Source organism: Bacillus sp. FSL R5-0593 (assembly GCF_038603755.1).
GTDB classification, from domain to species: Bacteria; Bacillota; Bacilli; order Bacillales; family Bacillaceae; genus Bacillus; species Bacillus velezensis.
This window is the reverse complement of record NZ_CP152011.1, coordinates 2,419,906-2,436,703: the sequence shown is the minus strand read 5'-3', so window position 1 is coordinate 2,436,703 and position 16,798 is coordinate 2,419,906. Positions and strand designations below refer to the sequence as shown.

At 47.3% G+C, this 16,798-nt stretch carries 18 protein-coding genes; all 18 read left to right on the top strand.

What is annotated here, in order from left to right:
• Positions 1-18: 18 nt before the first annotated feature.
• Entirely contained in the window at positions 19-246 is a 228-nt protein-coding gene (gene mtrB, locus NYE36_RS12035; protein WP_003153449.1) for a trp RNA-binding attenuation protein MtrB, read from the top strand.
• Positions 247-402: 156 nt separating this feature from the next.
• Entirely contained in the window at positions 403-1,158 is a 756-nt protein-coding gene (gene hepS, locus NYE36_RS12030) for a heptaprenyl diphosphate synthase component 1 (protein WP_015240105.1), read from the top strand.
• A 5-nt stretch (positions 1,159-1,163) separates the two neighbouring features.
• Positions 1,164-1,865, top strand: coding sequence for a demethylmenaquinone methyltransferase (gene menG / locus NYE36_RS12025; RefSeq protein ID WP_003153453.1), 702 nt, complete (start codon positions 1,164-1,166; stop codon positions 1,863-1,865).
• A 28-nt stretch (positions 1,866-1,893) separates the two neighbouring features.
• Positions 1,894-2,856 carry a heptaprenyl diphosphate synthase component II gene (gene hepT, locus NYE36_RS12020; protein WP_003153454.1) on the top strand — a complete coding sequence of 321 codons (963 nt, stop codon included), beginning with the start codon at positions 1,894-1,896 and terminating at the stop codon, positions 2,854-2,856.
• A gap of 120 nt (positions 2,857-2,976) precedes the next feature.
• Complete coding sequence (gene ndk, locus NYE36_RS12015) at positions 2,977-3,423, top strand: nucleoside-diphosphate kinase (protein ID WP_015417727.1); 447 nt, start codon at positions 2,977-2,979, stop codon at positions 3,421-3,423.
• A 189-nt stretch (positions 3,424-3,612) separates the two neighbouring features.
• Positions 3,613-4,383, top strand: a complete 771-nt coding sequence (locus NYE36_RS12010) for a protein-glutamate O-methyltransferase (RefSeq protein ID WP_015417726.1) — start codon at positions 3,613-3,615, stop codon at positions 4,381-4,383.
• Positions 4,384-4,454: 71 nt separating this feature from the next.
• Positions 4,455-5,627, top strand: a complete 1,173-nt coding sequence (aroC, locus tag NYE36_RS12005) for a chorismate synthase (RefSeq protein WP_003153459.1) — start codon at positions 4,455-4,457, stop codon at positions 5,625-5,627.
• Entirely contained in the window at positions 5,627-6,715 is a 1,089-nt protein-coding gene (gene aroB, locus NYE36_RS12000) for a 3-dehydroquinate synthase (protein ID WP_007409458.1), read from the top strand. The genes aroC and aroB overlap by 1 nt, the downstream gene beginning before the upstream one ends.
• The gene (aroH, locus tag NYE36_RS11995; RefSeq protein WP_003153463.1) at positions 6,712-7,095 is read left to right on the top strand and encodes a chorismate mutase; all 384 of its coding nucleotides are present in this window, start codon (positions 6,712-6,714) and stop codon (positions 7,093-7,095) included. Before aroB ends, aroH begins: the two co-directional genes overlap by 4 nt.
• A 223-nt stretch (positions 7,096-7,318) precedes the next feature.
• Positions 7,319-8,866 (top strand): anthranilate synthase component I, encoded by a 1,548-nt coding sequence (gene trpE / locus NYE36_RS11990; RefSeq protein WP_061860672.1) that lies wholly within the window; start codon positions 7,319-7,321, stop codon positions 8,864-8,866.
• Positions 8,838-9,854 carry an anthranilate phosphoribosyltransferase gene (gene trpD / locus NYE36_RS11985; protein WP_265451373.1) on the top strand — a complete coding sequence of 339 codons (1,017 nt, stop codon included), beginning with the start codon at positions 8,838-8,840 and terminating at the stop codon, positions 9,852-9,854. The genes trpE and trpD overlap by 29 nt, the downstream gene beginning before the upstream one ends.
• Complete coding sequence (gene trpC / locus NYE36_RS11980; RefSeq protein ID WP_265451374.1) at positions 9,847-10,599, top strand: indole-3-glycerol phosphate synthase TrpC; 753 nt, start codon at positions 9,847-9,849, stop codon at positions 10,597-10,599. The genes trpD and trpC overlap by 8 nt, the downstream gene beginning before the upstream one ends.
• A 4-nt stretch (positions 10,600-10,603) precedes the next feature.
• On the top strand, positions 10,604-11,257 hold the full coding sequence (locus tag NYE36_RS11975; protein WP_265451376.1) for a phosphoribosylanthranilate isomerase: 654 nt from the start codon (positions 10,604-10,606) through the stop codon (positions 11,255-11,257).
• A complete protein-coding gene (gene trpB, locus NYE36_RS11970; protein ID WP_265451377.1) occupies positions 11,238-12,440 on the top strand; it encodes a tryptophan synthase subunit beta in 1,203 nt (400 codons plus the stop codon). Before NYE36_RS11975 ends, trpB begins: the two co-directional genes overlap by 20 nt.
• On the top strand, positions 12,433-13,230 hold the full coding sequence (trpA, locus tag NYE36_RS11965) for a tryptophan synthase subunit alpha (RefSeq protein ID WP_265451378.1): 798 nt from the start codon (positions 12,433-12,435) through the stop codon (positions 13,228-13,230). The genes trpB and trpA overlap by 8 nt, the downstream gene beginning before the upstream one ends.
• A gap of 11 nt (positions 13,231-13,241) precedes the next feature.
• Entirely contained in the window at positions 13,242-14,324 is a 1,083-nt protein-coding gene (gene hisC, locus NYE36_RS11960) for a histidinol-phosphate transaminase (RefSeq protein ID WP_342496856.1), read from the top strand.
• A 51-nt stretch (positions 14,325-14,375) separates the two neighbouring features.
• A complete protein-coding gene (locus NYE36_RS11955) occupies positions 14,376-15,491 on the top strand; it encodes a prephenate dehydrogenase (RefSeq protein ID WP_144664599.1) in 1,116 nt (371 codons plus the stop codon).
• 11 nt (positions 15,492-15,502) lie between these two features.
• Entirely contained in the window at positions 15,503-16,789 is a 1,287-nt protein-coding gene (gene aroA / locus NYE36_RS11950) for a 3-phosphoshikimate 1-carboxyvinyltransferase (RefSeq protein WP_251257501.1), read from the top strand.
• Positions 16,790-16,798: the final 9 nt, after the last annotated feature.

Here is a 16,798-nt window from a genome sequence, read left to right as displayed (position 1 = left end):
ATGATAGAGGGTGCAGATATGAATTCAAAGCATTCAAGTGATTTTGTCGTCATTAAAGCGGTCGAGGACGGCGTGAACGTCATCGGTTTAACGAGAGGAACGGATACGAAATTTCACCATTCCGAAAAACTGGACAAAGGCGAAGTGATTATCGCTCAGTTTACTGAGCATACCTCTGCCATCAAAGTGAGAGGCAACGCCCTCATCCAGACCGCTTACGGAGAAATGAACAGCGAAAAAAAATAAGCCGGCTGTTTCCCGCTTTTGCCAAATGCCCGCAAACGGCGGGAGAATACAGCCAATTTCTTTTTTTTATGCTATAATGATACCTGCGTATAATAATGACGAGTAAATCTCATACATATTAGAATAAATGTGAATTTGGGGACAAGGGTGATATTTTTGCAAGACATCTACGGAACTTTAGCGAATCTAAATATGAAATTAAAACAAAAGCTGTCTCATCCTTATTTAGCGAAACATATTTCTGCGCCTAAAATCGATGAGGATAAGCTTCTTCTTTTTCACGCTTTGTTTGAAGAGGCGGACATTAAGAACAACGACAGAGAAAATTACATAGTAACTGCGATGCTTGTCCAAAGCGCCCTTGATACCCACGATGAAGTGACAACAGCCAGAGCGTTAAAGCGAGACGAAAATAAAAACCGGCAGCTCACCGTGCTTGCCGGCGACTATTTCAGCGGACTGTATTATTCGCTTTTATCTGAAATGAAGGATATCTATATGATTCGGACGCTCGCTACGGCAATTAAAGAAATCAATGAGCATAAAATCCGTCTGTACGATCGGTCTGTCAATGACTTGAATCAATTGATCGAAAGCATGGCGATTGTGGAAGCGGCCCTGTTTCACAGAGTGTCAGACCACTTTAATCTTCCGCGCTGGAAAGAGCTGGCGAGTGATTTTTTTGTATATAAGCGGCTGATGAACGGCAATGCTATATTTCTCGATGTCATCGGCAATATTGTAAAGTCAGGGAAATCAAAGGCTGACATAATGGAAGATAGCTTCCGAAAGGCAAAGCAAAGCATTGAAACGCTGCTGCCGCTCAATTCACCAATCCAAAACCTCATGCTGAACCGGCTTAAAGCGATCAGCCAGGACAAAACATATCATCAGAAAGTGGAAGAAGGGTAATCAACATGCAGGAGTCAAAAGAACAGCGCGTACACGGCGTGTTTGAAAAAATCTATAAAAATTATGACCAAATGAACTCTGTCATCAGTTTTCAGCAGCATAAAAAATGGCGCGATAAAACGATGCAGATCATGAATGTAAAAGAAGGCGCAAAAGCGCTTGATGTCTGCTGCGGAACGGCTGACTGGACGATTGCCCTCGCAGAAGCGGCCGGAAAAAGCGGCGAAATCAAAGGACTGGATTTCAGCAAAAATATGCTGAGCATCGGTGAGAAAAAAGTGAAAGAGGGCGGTTACAGCCAAATTGAGCTTTTGCACGGAAATGCGATGGAGCTTCCTTTCGCTGATGATTCTTTTGATTTTGTCACCATCGGCTTCGGGCTGCGGAACGTTCCCGACTATCTGACCGTGCTGAAAGAAATGCGGCGGGTCGTCAAACCGGGCGGGCAGGTCGTATGTCTGGAAACATCCCAGCCGGAAATGTTCGGATTCAGACAGGCGTATTTTCTTTATTTTAAATACATCATGCCTTTCTTCGGAAAAATGTTTGCGAAGAGCTATAAAGAATATTCTTGGCTTCAAGAATCGGCAAGAGAATTTCCCGGTATGAAAGAACTTGCGCGTCTGTTTGAAGAAGCGGGCCTGACGAATGTCAAATACCATTCGTTTACCGGCGGAGTGGCCGCTACGCATATCGGTTGGAAATGATGAATATACAGATGTTTGGGTGAATGATATGAAATTTAAAATGGCCTATTCTTTTTTAAATGACGATATTGATGTGATCGAAAGGGAGCTTGAGCAAACGGTGCGGTCAGACTATCCTTTGCTGAGTGAAGCCGGGCTTCACCTGCTCCAGGCGGGCGGCAAGCGGATCCGCCCTGTTTTCGTATTGCTTTCCGGAATGTTTGGCGACTATGACATTAATAAAATAAAATATGTTGCGGTGACGCTGGAAATGATTCATATGGCGTCCCTCGTGCATGACGACGTCATTGATGACGCCGAGCTGCGGAGGGGAAAACCGACCATCAAAGCCAAATGGGACAACCGCATCGCCATGTATACCGGTGATTATATGCTTGCGGGCTCACTTGAGATGATGACGAGATTGGATGAGCCGAAAGCCCACCGGATCCTGTCCAAAACCATCGTAGAAGTATGCCTCGGAGAAATTGAACAGATCAGAGATAAATACAATATGGAACAAAACCTCAGAACCTATTTGCGCCGCATCAAACGGAAAACGGCTCTTCTCATTGCCGTCAGCTGCCAGCTCGGCGCCATCGCTTCGGGAGCTGATGAGAAGATTCACAAAGCATTATATTGGTTCGGTTATTACGTGGGCATGTCCTATCAGATTATTGACGACATTCTTGATTTCACTTCAACGGAAGAGGAACTGGGAAAACCGGTCGGAGGGGATCTGCTGCAAGGAAATGTCACTCTGCCCGTTTTGTACGCGCTCCGTCAGCCTGAATTAAAAAATCAGCTGAAATTAATTAACAGTGAAACAACACAGGAGCAGCTCGCCCCCATTATTGAAAATATTAAACGCACAGACGCGATTGAAAAATCAATGGCCGTCAGTGACAGGTACTTAAAAAAAGCGTTTGAAAAACTGAATACACTGCCGAGAGGACGTGCGCGCTCATCATTGGCCGCCATCGCCAAATATATCGGCAAACGGAAATTTTAAATTCCTTTTACGAACAAGATGTGAACATTCTCCGCCCTGGATTGATTAATTGTCAGAAAGATGTTACGATTTCGGTGTGCAACTTGAAAGCCTATACATAATGATGGGGTGGAGAATCTTATGGAAAAAACTTTTATCATGGTAAAACCGGACGGCGTACAGCGTCAGCTAATCGGAGAGATTTTATCCAGATTTGAGCGTAAGGGCTTACAATTGGCAGGAGCCAAGCTAATGCAAGTTTCAGAACAGATGGCTGAAAACCATTATGCTGAACATAAAGGGAAGCCGTTTTTCAGCGAGCTTGTGGAATTCATTACATCAGGACCCGTATTTGCAATGGTATGGGAAGGGGAAAATGTAGTAGAGATCACAAGACAGCTGATCGGAAAAACGAACCCGAAAGATGCACTGCCGGGCACGATCCGCGGTGACTACGGCATGTTTGTCGGCAAAAATATCATTCACGGTTCAGACTCCTTAGAAAGCGCTGAGCGGGAAATTGACATTTTCTTCAAACAGGAAGAGCTTGTACCGTATCAAAAATTAATGGCCGACTGGGTGTACTAAGCCGTCAGCCTTTCTTTTTCTCTTGTTATGAAAAGGTTTACATATTTTAAGAAAGACAGAGGCTGCGCTGCCCTGTCTTTTCATTTCTCACAAATCAGCCTGCGGGCTGATTTTTTTATTGAAATCGTACAAATTAGAAAGAAAACAGGCTATACTAGGACAAAAGACAGCGAGATTGGGAGAGAAGCAATGGAGCCTTACGACATTTTTATCACCAAGTGGAAACAAATAACCGGCGTTGATTTATCTTTATACAAAGAAGCACAGATGAAAAGGCGGCTGACGTCCCTTTATGAAAAGAAGGGGTTCAGAGATTTTCAGGAATTTGCCGCCGCTTTGGAAAAGGACAAGCTTTTATTAAACGAAACATTGGACAGAATGACGATCAATGTTTCTGAATTTTACCGAAATTATAAACGGTGGGAAGTTCTTGAAACCTCAATTCTTCCGTTAATAAAGCATAAAAAACCGTTAAAAATATGGAGTGCGGCCTGTTCAACGGGAGAGGAGCCCTATACTTTGGCTATGATTCTCAATCAGCAGACGGGACTGGCCGGATTTGATATATTGGCGACAGATATTGATGAAAAGGCGCTAAGCAAAGCTAAGCGGGGCATCTATCAGGAACGCTCGCTGCAAGAGGTGCCGGCTTCCGTGAAAAGCCGTTATTTCACTAAGCAGGCTGACAACAGTTATCAAGTAAAACAAGAGATTCAGAAAAACATCCGGTTTAAGCGGCACAACCTGCTTGCCGACAGCTATGAACAGGATTTTGATCTGATCGTCTGCCGCAACGTCTTTATTTATTTTACTGAAAAAGCAAAAGAAGAGCTGTATGTGAAAATGGCGGGCAGTCTGAAAAAGAACGGAATTCTGTTTGTAGGCAGTACAGAACAAATTTTCAGCCCGGAAAAATTCGGCCTTGAGAGCACTGATACATTTTTTTATCAAAAAAGATAGAAGACATTTAATGAAAACTTGTGGTATAGTTTTACTTAAAAGCGTTAATGCGATGAAGGGAGAAGAAAAAAATGAGATACTTAACAGCCGGAGAATCACACGGTCCGCAGCTGACGACAATTATAGAAGGTGTGCCTGCGGGGCTTTATATAACTGAAGAAGACATTAATTTTGAGCTTGCCAGACGTCAAAAAGGGCACGGCCGCGGACGCCGCATGCAGATTGAAACGGACAGAGCGAAGATCACAAGCGGCGTGCGGCATGCCCGGACACTCGGTTCACCCATCGCGCTCGTTGTAGAAAATAAAGACTGGACCCACTGGACAAAAATTATGGGCGCAGCACCGATTACAGAAGAAGAAGAAAGTGAAATGAAACGCCAGATTTCAAGACCGAGACCGGGACACGCAGATTTGAACGGTGCTATTAAGTATAATCACCGTGATATGAGAAATGTGTTAGAACGATCTTCCGCGCGTGAGACAACGGTTCGCGTGGCTGCCGGAGCCGTCGCTAAAAAGATTTTAGCGGAGCTTGGCATTAAAGTCGCCGGGCATGTCCTGCAAATCGGCAGCGTAAAAGCAGAGAAAACCGATTACACATCCATTGAGGATCTCAAACGGGTAACGGAAGAATCACCGGTCAGATGCTACGATGAAGAAGCAGGCCGTCAAATGATGGCAGCCATTGATGAAGCGAAGGCAAACGGCGACTCGATCGGCGGAATCGTTGAAGTGATCGTCGAAGGTATGCCGGTCGGTGTCGGAAGCTATGTCCACTATGACCGTAAGCTGGACAGCAAGCTCGCTGCTGCCGTTCTGTCGATTAACGCGTTTAAAGGCGTAGAGTTCGGCATCGGTTTTGAAGCGGCCGGCAAAAACGGCAGTGAAGTTCATGATGAAATCGTATGGGATGAAGAGAAAGGCTATACACGCGCCACAAACAGGCTCGGAGGATTAGAAGGCGGTATGACGACGGGAATGCCGATTGTCGTCCGCGGCGTTATGAAACCGATCCCTACTTTGTACAAGCCGCTGAAAAGCGTCGACATTGAAACGAAAGAACCGTTTACAGCGAGCATTGAACGTTCAGACAGCTGCGCGGTTCCGGCAGCAAGTGTAGTGGCTGAAGCAGCAGTGGCCTGGGAAATCGCAAATGCTGTCGTAGAACAATTCGGGCTTGACCAGATCGACCGAATTAAAGAAAATGTTGAAAACATGAAAAAATTATCGAGGGAATTCTGATGAAAGAGCTTGAGGTTCGGACAGCTTCCTCCGCATATCCGGTGTATATCGGTGAAGGCATAAGGAAACAGGCCGCTGCCCTTTTGTCTTCACTGAACAGGCCGCTGACAAAGATCCTTCTCATCATTGATGCTGAAGTTGACCGGCTTTACGGTGATGAGATGTTCCGGCTTTTAAACGAAACATGGTCCGTGAAAAAAGTGATCGTTCCAAGCGGAGAAGAAGCGAAGTCTCTAAAAGAGTATGAACGGATTCAAACGGAAGCGATCGCTTTCCATATGGACCGCTCCTCATGTATGATCGCCTTTGGAGGCGGCGTGACGGGTGATTTGGCCGGCTTTTGCGCAGCAACTTTTATGCGCGGAATTGATTTCATTCAAATGCCGACGACACTGCTTGCCCATGACAGCGCGGTCGGCGGCAAGGTGGCCGTCAACCATAAACTCGGAAAGAATTTAATCGGCGCGTTTTATCAGCCGAAAGCGGTGATTTACGATACGGAGCTACTGAAAACCCTGCCGGAACAAGAGCTGAGATCGGGCATGGCTGAAGTGATCAAACACGCGTTTATCGCCGATCATGCTTTTTTAGAAAAACTTCTCACGTTTGACACGTTGCAAGGACTGACAAGCGCTGAGCTGAATGAAATGATTTATAAAGGAATTTCAATCAAATCGGCTGTCGTGCGTGAGGACGAAAAGGAAGAGGGGATAAGAGCTTTTCTGAATTTCGGCCATACGCTCGGCCATGCTGTTGAGGCGGAATACGGCTACGGACGGATTACACATGGAGATGCGGTCGCCCTCGGCATGCAGTTTGCCCTTTACGTGAGTGAACAGGTTGCGGGTTGCAAGATGAACAGGAAAGAACTCACACAATGGCTGATTGGGCTCGGCTACCCGGGAAGCATCAGACAAGATATTGAAACGCCGGTTCTCTCCGCCCGGATGATGAATGATAAAAAAACGCGCGGAGGCATGACACAGTTCATCGTGTTAAAAGAATTAGGCGAAGCGCGGGACTGCATGCTTTCAAAAGATGAGCTCGAAAATTTGCTGAATAAATGGCGAATGGAGGAAACAGCATGATGATACGCGGCATTCGCGGAGCAACAACGGTGGAACAAGACACCGAACAAGAAATTTTAGAAAAAACACAGCAGCTGCTTGAAAAAATCATTGAACAAAATGGATGCAAGCCGGAAGACGTTGTACAGATCCTGTTATCCGCCACGCCTGATATCCATTCCGTATTTCCGGCAAAAGCGGTCCGCCGCCTTTCCGGGTGGCAGTACGTCCCGGTGACGTGCATGCAGGAAATGGATGTCACCGGGGCTCTGCAAAAGTGTATCCGTGTCCTGATGACGGTTCAGACGGATACGCCTCAGGATGAAATCAAGCATGTCTATTTAGAAAAAGCCGTTGTGTTAAGGCCGGATTTATCATTGACAAAAAATACTGACATGTAATACGATAAACAAAGCTTAGAAATACACAAGAGTGTGTATAGAGCTGGTAAGTAAGACATTGAACAGTTGAGTTTAGAATAGGGTAGCAGAGAATGAGTTTAGCTGAGCTGAGATAAACACGTTTTTATTCTGCCCAAAAGAAGCCTTTCTTTTGGGTTTATTTCTTATACGCAAGACTCCTCTCACTCTTCATCTCATTCTCCTTACCGTAAGGAGGAGAATCATGAATTTACAATCGGATGTTTCTTTATTTTTAAAGGACAGTCTGACACACCGCACCATTCCAATCGCAGAGACTTTTACGGTCGACACGATCACACCCATTCAGATGGTTGAAAAACTGGACAGAAACATTACGTATCTTTTAGAAAGCAAGGATGAGTCGTCAAGCTGGTCGAGATACTCTTTTATCGGCCTTGATCCTTTTATCACCATTAAAGAGAGTCATAACACATTCACTGCCGCTGATCCAAACGGGCATACGCTGTTTGAAGCCGGAGAATTAAAAGCCGTGCTTGACTGGATGAATGAGAGCTTTCGCATTAAAACACCCGAGCTTGATATCCCATTTTCGGGAGGGGCGGTCGGTTATCTGAGCTATGACATGATTCCTTTGATTGAGCCTTCCGTGCCAAGCCACGCGAAAGTAACAGATTTCGAAAAATGTATGCTGTTTGTCTGCCGGAAAATCATCGCGTACGACCACGAAACGAAACAAGTGCATTTCATTCAATATGCGGCGCTTAACGGCCGGGAGACGGAGGAAGAAAAGCGGGCCGTTTTTAAAGAAAATTGCGCGGAGCTTCGTAAGCTTATCGGTATTTTGACAGAATCGAAAGATATGAAAGAGCCGTTTTTTTCTAAAGAAACGTTTGACACGCCAAGTTTTGCCGCTGTGACATCCAATTATACGAAAGAAGAGTTTATGGCCGGCGTCAATAAACTGAAAGAATATATAAAAGCGGGAGACATTTTTCAAGGGGTGCTTTCGCAAAAGTTTGACATTCCGGTATCCAGACATTCATTTGAGCTGTACAGGGTGCTCCGCATCATCAATCCTTCACCCTATATGTACTATATCAAACTGCCTGACAGAGACATTGTCGGTAGTTCGCCTGAACGTCTGATCCGCGTGCATGACAGGCACCTGGAAATTCATCCGATTGCCGGAACGAGAAGAAGGGGCGCCGGAAAAAAAGAAGATGAACGCCTGAAAAAAGAGCTGATGAATGACGAAAAAGAAAAAGCTGAACATTACATGCTCGTCGATCTTGCGCGCAATGACATCGGCAGAGTTGCGGAGTACGGTTCCGTAGCCGTTCCGGAATTCACAAAGGTCGTTTCTTTTTCACATGTGATGCACATCATCTCTGTTGTAACCGGCCGTTTAAAGCAGGGCGTCCATCCCGTTGACGCGCTGATGTCGGCATTCCCGGCAGGAACACTCACGGGCGCTCCGAAAATCCGCGCGATGCAGCTTTTAAATGAATTAGAACCGACTTCCAGAGAAACCTACGGCGGATGTATCGCTTATATCGGATTTGACGGGTCAATTGATTCGTGTATTACCATCCGCACCATGAGTGTCAAAAACGGTACGGCGTCGGTGCAGGCGGGTGCGGGAATAGTCGCCGATTCCGTCCCTGAAGCCGAATATGAAGAAAGCTGTAACAAAGCGGGGGCGCTTTTAAAAACGATTCAAATTGCAGAAGACATCTTTTCTGGCGGGGAGGAGAAGACGGATGAACAAATTTCTGCAATCGTGCGTTAATGGCCGTACGCTGAAAACCGGAGAAGCCGAAAAGCTGATGGAGATGATGATGAACGGGGACATGTCGCAGTCTGAGATCGGCGGGATTTTATCGGTATTAGCCCACCGAGGTGAAACGGCGGAGGAGCTTGCCGGATTTGTAAAAGTGATGCGGGCGCGGGCACAGACATCAGGTGGCTTGGCGGATGTCGTTGATACGTGCGGAACAGGCGGAGACGGGATTTCTACGTTTAACATATCCACGGCAGCGGCGATTACAGCTTCTGCCGCCGGAGCTAAAGTTGCCAAGCACGGAAATCGCTCCGTTTCGTCAAAAAGCGGCAGCGCGGATGTGCTGGAAAAGCTGGGGGTTTCCATTCAAGCCACTCCAGAAAGCGTTAAACGCAGCATTGAAATGAAACAAATGGGGTTTTTGTTTGCGCCGCTGTTTCATTCGTCAATGAAGCACGTCGCCGCCGCAAGAAAAGAGCTTGGCTTCCGAACCGTATTTAATCTGCTGGGCCCGCTCAGCAACCCGCTGCAGGTGAAGCGGCAGGTGATCGGCGTCTATTCATTAGATAAAGCGCGCCTGATGGCAAGCGCGTTGGAACAATTTGATGTCAGACACGTCATGCTTGTGTCGGCCCGTGACGGATTAGATGAACTGTCCATCACAGCACCGACCGATATTATTGAACTGAAAAACGGTGAACGTCTGGAATATTCCGTTTCACCTGAACAATTCGGTTTTGCAGAAGGTTCACTAAAGGATATTCAAGTGAGTTCATCGGAAGAAAGCGCGCTCCTCATTCAGAATATTTTTGCAAATAAAGCTCCGTCATCCGCTCTGCATATTACCGCCTTAAATGCGGGCGCGGCCATTTATACGGCAGGTCTTGCAAACGATCTGAAAGAAGGAACGAAAACCGCCTTAGAAGCGATTCAAAACGGAGATGCCAAAAGGCAGCTCGAACGTCTGAAACAGAAAGAGGAAGAAATGTATGCTTGATCAAATCATTCAGCAGAAAAAAGAAGAAATCAAATCCATCGTGCTGCCGGAAACCTGTCAAATTGAACGGAGATCCTTTAAAAAAGCGCTCCAGAACCCGAACCGTTTTATCGGGCTGATTGCCGAAGTGAAAAAAGCTTCGCCGTCTAAAGGATTGATTAAAGAGCATTTTGTTCCGGAAACGATTGCGGCGGGTTATGAAGCGGCTAAAGCCGACGCCCTTTCGGTTCTCACGGATACCCGTTTTTTTCAGGGGAGAAATCAATTTCTGACAGATGTTAAACAAACCGTGTCTCTTCCCGTGCTGAGAAAAGATTTTATTATTGATTCCCTTCAGGTGGAGGAATCGTTCAGGATCGGCGCCGATGCCATTTTGCTGATCGGGGAAGCGCTGGAACCTTCAGAGCTTCATGAGCTTTATCTGGAAGCCCGCGAGAAGGGCATGGACGTTCTCGTTGAAGTCCATGATGAAACTGTGCTTGAACGGATTTTACAAGTGTTTCAGCCGGACATTCTCGGCATAAACAACCGGGACTTAAAAACGTTCCGTACTTCTGTTTCGCAAACGGAAAAAATAGCGCAGCTTGTACCGGACGGCTGTCTGCTGGTCAGCGAAAGCGGCATCGGTTCTTTGGCTGACCTGCAATTCGTCAACAAGCACGGGGCGCAGGCTGTATTGGTCGGAGAATCCTTAATGAGAGAGGATTCGCAGCAAAAGGCGATCCGCGGACTGTTCGGGGAGTGATGATATGAAAAAGCCTGAGGTAAAGTACTGCGGAATACGATCGAAGCGTGATTACGAACTTGCGGCAGCTTCAGGAGCGGATTATCTGGGATTTATTTTTGCCGCAAGCAAACGGAGAGTAACGCCGGATGAGGTCCGGAAATGGAAAGAGCAGGTCCGGACAGACAAGAAACATGTCGGTGTATTTGTAAATGAAACGATAGAAAACATCGCGCAAATCGCCTCTCATCTGGCACTTGACGCCATCCAGCTTCACGGTGATGAATCGCCTGAGGATGCCCTCCGTCTCCGTCCGCTTGTGCGCTCGGAGATATGGAAAGCCCTCCATCACGGGGAAGGGACGCTTCGTCAGATGGCTCAATTTGCACCTGCTGTCGACGGATATGTCATTGATTCTTCAGTAAAAGGAATGAGAGGCGGCACGGGAATCGCGTTTTCATGGGCTCGTGTCCCCATGTACCGAAAGCAGGCTCAAAATGCAAACAAGCGCTGTTTTATCGCGGGCGGCGTTAATCCTGAAACGATTACCGGCTTACTGAGATCGCGTCCGTGCGGTATAGATCTTGCCAGCGGAATTGAAAAAAACGGACAAAAGGATCAAACACTGATCCGGCTTTTAGAAGAAAGGATGAACCACTATGTATCCATATCCAAATGAAATCGGAAGATACGGCGAATTCGGCGGCAAATTTGTCCCTGAAACATTGATGCGGCCCCTTGAGGAAATCGAAACGGCTTTCAAAGAATTAAAGAATGATCCCGTTTTTCATGCCGAATATAAAAAGCTATTGTTTGATTACTCCGGAAGACCGACCGCATTAACGTTCGCAGACAGGGTGTCAGAGTATTTGGGAGGGGCGAAAATCTATCTGAAAAGAGAAGATTTAAACCATACCGGCTCTCATAAAATTAACAACGCGTTAGGCCAGATTCTGCTTGCCAAAAAGATGGGCAAAACGAAAATCATCGCCGAAACCGGTGCGGGACAGCACGGTGTGGCTGCCGCGACAGCCGCCGCAAAATTCGGTTTTAAGTGTACAGTTTTTATGGGTGAAGAAGACGTTGCGCGCCAGTCGCTGAATGTATTCCGGATGAAACTGCTCGGCGCGGAAGTGGTGCCGGTCACAAGCGGCAACGGCACGCTGAAAGATGCGACGAATGAGGCGATCAGGTATTGGGTCCAGCATTGTGAAGATCATTTCTACCTTATCGGTTCTGTAGTGGGGCCGCATCCGTATCCGTATATCGTTCGCGAATTTCAGAAAATCATCGGAGAGGAAGCGAAAGAACAGCTCCGCCGGGTTGAAGGAACGCTCCCGGACAAGGTTGTTGCATGTGTGGGCGGCGGAAGCAATGCGATGGGCATATTTCAGGCCTTTTTAGACGAAGATATTAAGCTGATCGGCGCCGAGGCTGCCGGAAAAGGAATTGATACGCCGCTGCATGCGGCAACGATCGCAAAAGGGACGCTCGGGGTGATTCACGGATCAATGACCTATTTAATACAAGATAAATACGGGCAGATTATCGAACCGTATTCCATTTCAGCAGGCCTTGATTACCCGGGGATCGGCCCTGAGCACGCCTATCTGCATAAAAGCGGCCGTGTAACGTACGAAAGCGTGACAGACGAAGAAGCGATTGCCGCGTTACGTCTGCTTTCTGAAACAGAAGGTATTCTTCCGGCTATTGAATCTGCCCACGCCCTGGCAAAAGCGTTTGAAATGGCAAAAGACATGGATAAAGATAAAATCATTCTCGTCAGTTTATCGGGAAGAGGAGATAAAGACGTTCATACGCTGATGAATGTTTTGGAAAACGGGGTGGAGACACATGTTTAATCTGCGAGAGTCTGAAAAATTATTTATCCCTTTTATCACAGCGGGCGATCCGCTTCCTGACATTTCTGTTGAACTGGCAATATCATTGCAGAACGCAGGCGCTTCTGCCCTTGAAATCGGCGTTCCTTACACAGATCCGCTTGCGGACGGACCCGTCATACAACGGGCTTCAAAACGGGCTCTGGAAAACGGAATGAATATCGTAAAAGCAATTGAACTTGGCGGCAAAATGAAAAAAAACGGCGTTCATATTCCAATTATCCTCTTTACGTATTACAATCCTGTGTTACAATTAGAAAAAGAATGCTTTTTCGCTTTACTGCGGGAAAACGACATAGACGGTCTGCTTGTACCCGACCTTCCATTAGAGGAAAGCTCCCTTTTGCAAATGACATGCAAAAAGGAGAATATCGCTTATATCTCACTGGTTGCGCCGACAAGTGAAGACCGTTTGAAAATAATTACTGAACAGGCCTGCGGCTTTGTGTATTGTGTATCCTCTTTAGGAGTGACGGGCGTACGCAGCGAATTCGATCCGTCTGTATACTCTTTCATCCGTAAGGTGAAAGAATTCAGCTCTGTTCCGGTGGCGGTCGGTTTTGGCATCTCGAACCGCAAACAGGTTGACAGGATGAATGAAATATCTGACGGTGTTGTTGTCGGCAGCGCGCTTGTCAAAAAAGTTGAAGAGCTTAAAATAAAGCTTGTGAATCCCGGAACAAGAGCTGATGCGCTTCTTGAATTTGAAGAATACGCAAAGACGTTCGGACGACTGTACAGTGTAAAATGAGGTGACTGGATTTGCAGATAAAAGCACAGCTGCGGCAGCTGAAACCGTATCAGCCGGGCAAACCAATAGAAGAAGTGAAAATGGAATACGGGCTTGAGAAAGTAGTAAAACTCGCTTCTAACGAAAATCCGTTCGGCTGTTCACAGGCCGCTAAAGATGCGCTTCATCAGGAGATTGAGCAGCTTGCGCTGTATCCCGATGGTTACAGTGCCGCCTTGAGAACGCGGCTCAGTGAGCATCTGCAGGTCAGTGAATCTTCGATCATTTTCGGCAACGGCTCTGATGAGCTAGTGCAGATTATCTGCCGTTCTTTATTAAATGATCAGGCAAACACGATTACCGCCGCCCCGACTTTCCCGCAATACAGACACAATGCGGTGATTGAAGGCGCTGAGGTGCGCGAGGTGCCGCTCCGCAGTGACGGCGCTCATGATTTGGACCGGATGCTGGAAGCAATTGACGGCGAGACGAAAGTCATATGGGTATGCAACCCCAATAATCCGACGGGGACATATACTTCTGAACAAGAGCTAATTGCCTTTTTAAACAGAGTTCCCGAGCATATACTCGTTGTACTTGATGAAGCGTACTACGAGTATGTTACGGCGGAAGATTACCCAGAAAGCATTCCGCTTGTAAAGCAATATCCGAATGTTATGATCCTCCGCACCTTCTCTAAAGCGTACGGACTTGCCGCGCTGCGCGTCGGATACGGCATTGCGGACGAAGCGCTGATCCGCCAGATTGAACCGGCGAGAGAGCCGTTCAATACGAGCAGAATCGGTCAGGCTTCGGCACTGGCAGCGCTTGATGACCAGACATTTATTCAGGAATGCGTCGAGAAAAATAAAGCAGGCCTTAAGCAGTATTATGATTTTGCAGAAACTCTCGGATTAACTTGTTATCCTTCACAAACCAACTTTGTGCTCATTGATTTTAACCGCCCGGCGGATGAACTGTTCCAAGCCCTGTTGGAAAAAGGATATATCGTCCGCTCAGGACAGGCGCTCGGATTTCCGACAGCGTTAAGGATTACGGTCGGTACGCAAGAGCAGAATGAGGAAATTCTCACAATTTTAGCTGAAATATTATAAGAGGTGATCAGGCATCACCTCTTTGCTCTATTAAAATAGTTGAAAAAGGAAATGAGTGAAATGAAGGATACTATATTGCTTGCGGGGATCGGGCTGATCGGCGGATCGATCGCATTGGCCATCAAAAAGGAGCATCCGCATAAACGGATTATCGGTGTGGATATTTCGGAAGAACAGCTCACTGCCGCGCTGAAGCTCGGAATTATTGACGAGCGGGCCGGCTCATTTACGGAAGGGGCGCAGCAAGCGTCTGTTGTCATTATCGCCACGCCTGTCGCCCAAACGCTGAAAATGCTCGATGTGCTGGCCGCATCAGACATCACCCATGAACTCCTGATTACGGATGTGGGCAGCACGAAACAGAAAGTCGTCAGCTACGCTGACAAAGTGCTTCCGGCTCACTATCAATTTGTCGGCGGCCATCCGATGGCGGGATCTCATAAATCCGGGGCCGCTGCCGCGAAAGAATTTTTATTCGAAAATGCGTTTTACATTTTAACACCCGGAAAATCAACTTCTAAAGAGTCAGTAACGCATCTGAAGGAACTCTTGAAAGCGGCAAACGCCCACTTTGTGGAGATGACTCCCGAGGAGCATGACGGCGTAACGAGCGTCATCAGCCATTTCCCTCATATCGTTGCTGCAAGCCTCGTACATCAGGCTCATCATGCTGAAGAAGATTATCCGTTTTTGAAACGTTTCGCAGCCGGCGGTTTTCGGGACATCACCAGGATCGCCTCAAGCAGTCCGGCGATGTGGAGGGACATACTTCTTCATAACAAAGATAAACTGCTTGACCGCTTCAAAGAATGGAAACGGGAGATTGACACGATCGAATCTTATGTAGAAAATGAAGATGCGGACAGCCTGTTCGGATATTTTAAAAAAGCGAAAGATTATCGCGACGGTCTGCCGCTCCGTCAAAAAGGAGCGATCCCATCCTTTTATGACCTTTATGTCGATGTTCCCGATCATCCGGGGGTCATTTCGGAAATTACGGCGATATTGGCAGAAGAACAAATCAGTATCACCAACATCCGCATTATCGAAACAAGAGAAGATATTAACGGAATTCTCAGAATCAGTTTCCAGACTGATGATGACCGGAAGCGCGCGGAAACCTGCATTCAATCCCGCGCCAAATATGACACATTTTACGCTGACTGAGGTGGAAAACATTGAAAAGAGAAAAAGTGACGTCTTTAAACGGTGAAATTCATATTCCAGGGGATAAATCCATCTCCCACCGTTCTGTTATGTTCGGAGCGCTTGCGGAAGGAACGACAACGGTAAAAAACTTTTTGCCCGGAGCCGATTGTCTGAGCACCATTGCCTGCTTCAGAAAAATGGGTGTCTCCATTGAACAAAACGGAAGTGATGTAAAGATATACGGAAAGGGCATTGACGCACTTTCTGAGCCTGACAGCCTTCTTGATGTCGGAAATTCCGGCACGACCATCCGCCTGATGCTCGGCATTTTAGCCGGACGCCCATTTCACAGTACGGTAGCGGGCGACGAAAGTATTGCAAAGCGCCCGATGAAGAGGGTGACGGAGCCTTTAAAACAGATGGGAGCCGCGATTGACGGAAGAGCGGACGGAGGATTTACGCCTTTATCCGTAAGAGGCGGACAATTGAAAGGCATTGATTACGTCTCCCCTGTTGCAAGCGCGCAGATCAAATCCGCCGTGCTGCTTGCCGGATTGCAGGCAGAAGGGACGACGACCGTCACTGAGCCTCATAAATCGAGAGACCATACGGAACGGATGCTGAACGCTTTTGGCGCCGAGCTTGCGGAAACGGAGACGAGCGCTTCCGTAACGGGCGGTCAGAAGCTTCGGGGAGCTGATATTTTCGTGCCCGGCGATATTTCTTCAGCGGCCTTTTTCCTCGCGGCAGGTGCTGTCGTTCCCGGAAGCCGGATTGTGCTGAAAAACGTCGGCCTGAACCCGACACGCACGGGAATACTTGATGTCTTAAAGCAAATGGGGGCTTCACTTGAAGTGATTCCTTCAGAAGCGGACAGCGCTGAGCCTTATGGAGACCTGGTTATTGAAACTTCAGATCTGAAAGCGGCAGAAATCGGCGGAGAAATCATTCCCCGTTTAATTGACGAGATCCCGATTATCGCCCTTTTGGCAACGCAGGCTGAAGGCACAACTGTCATTAAAGACGCTGCGGAGCTGAAGGTGAAGGAAACGAACCGGATCGACACCGTCGTATCAGAGCTCCGGAAAATCGGCGCAGACATTGAACCGACTGAAGACGGCATGAAAATACACGGCAAAAAAATGCTTGCGGGCGGAGCCGATGTGTCAAGCCACGGCGACCACCGCATCGGCATGATGCTCGGTATCGCTTCGTGCCTTACAAAAGAGCCGATTGACATCCGTGATACTGAGGCGATCCATGTCTCATATCCGACATTTTTTGAGCATTTAGATCAATTAGCCAAAAAAGCCTGAAGACGATTC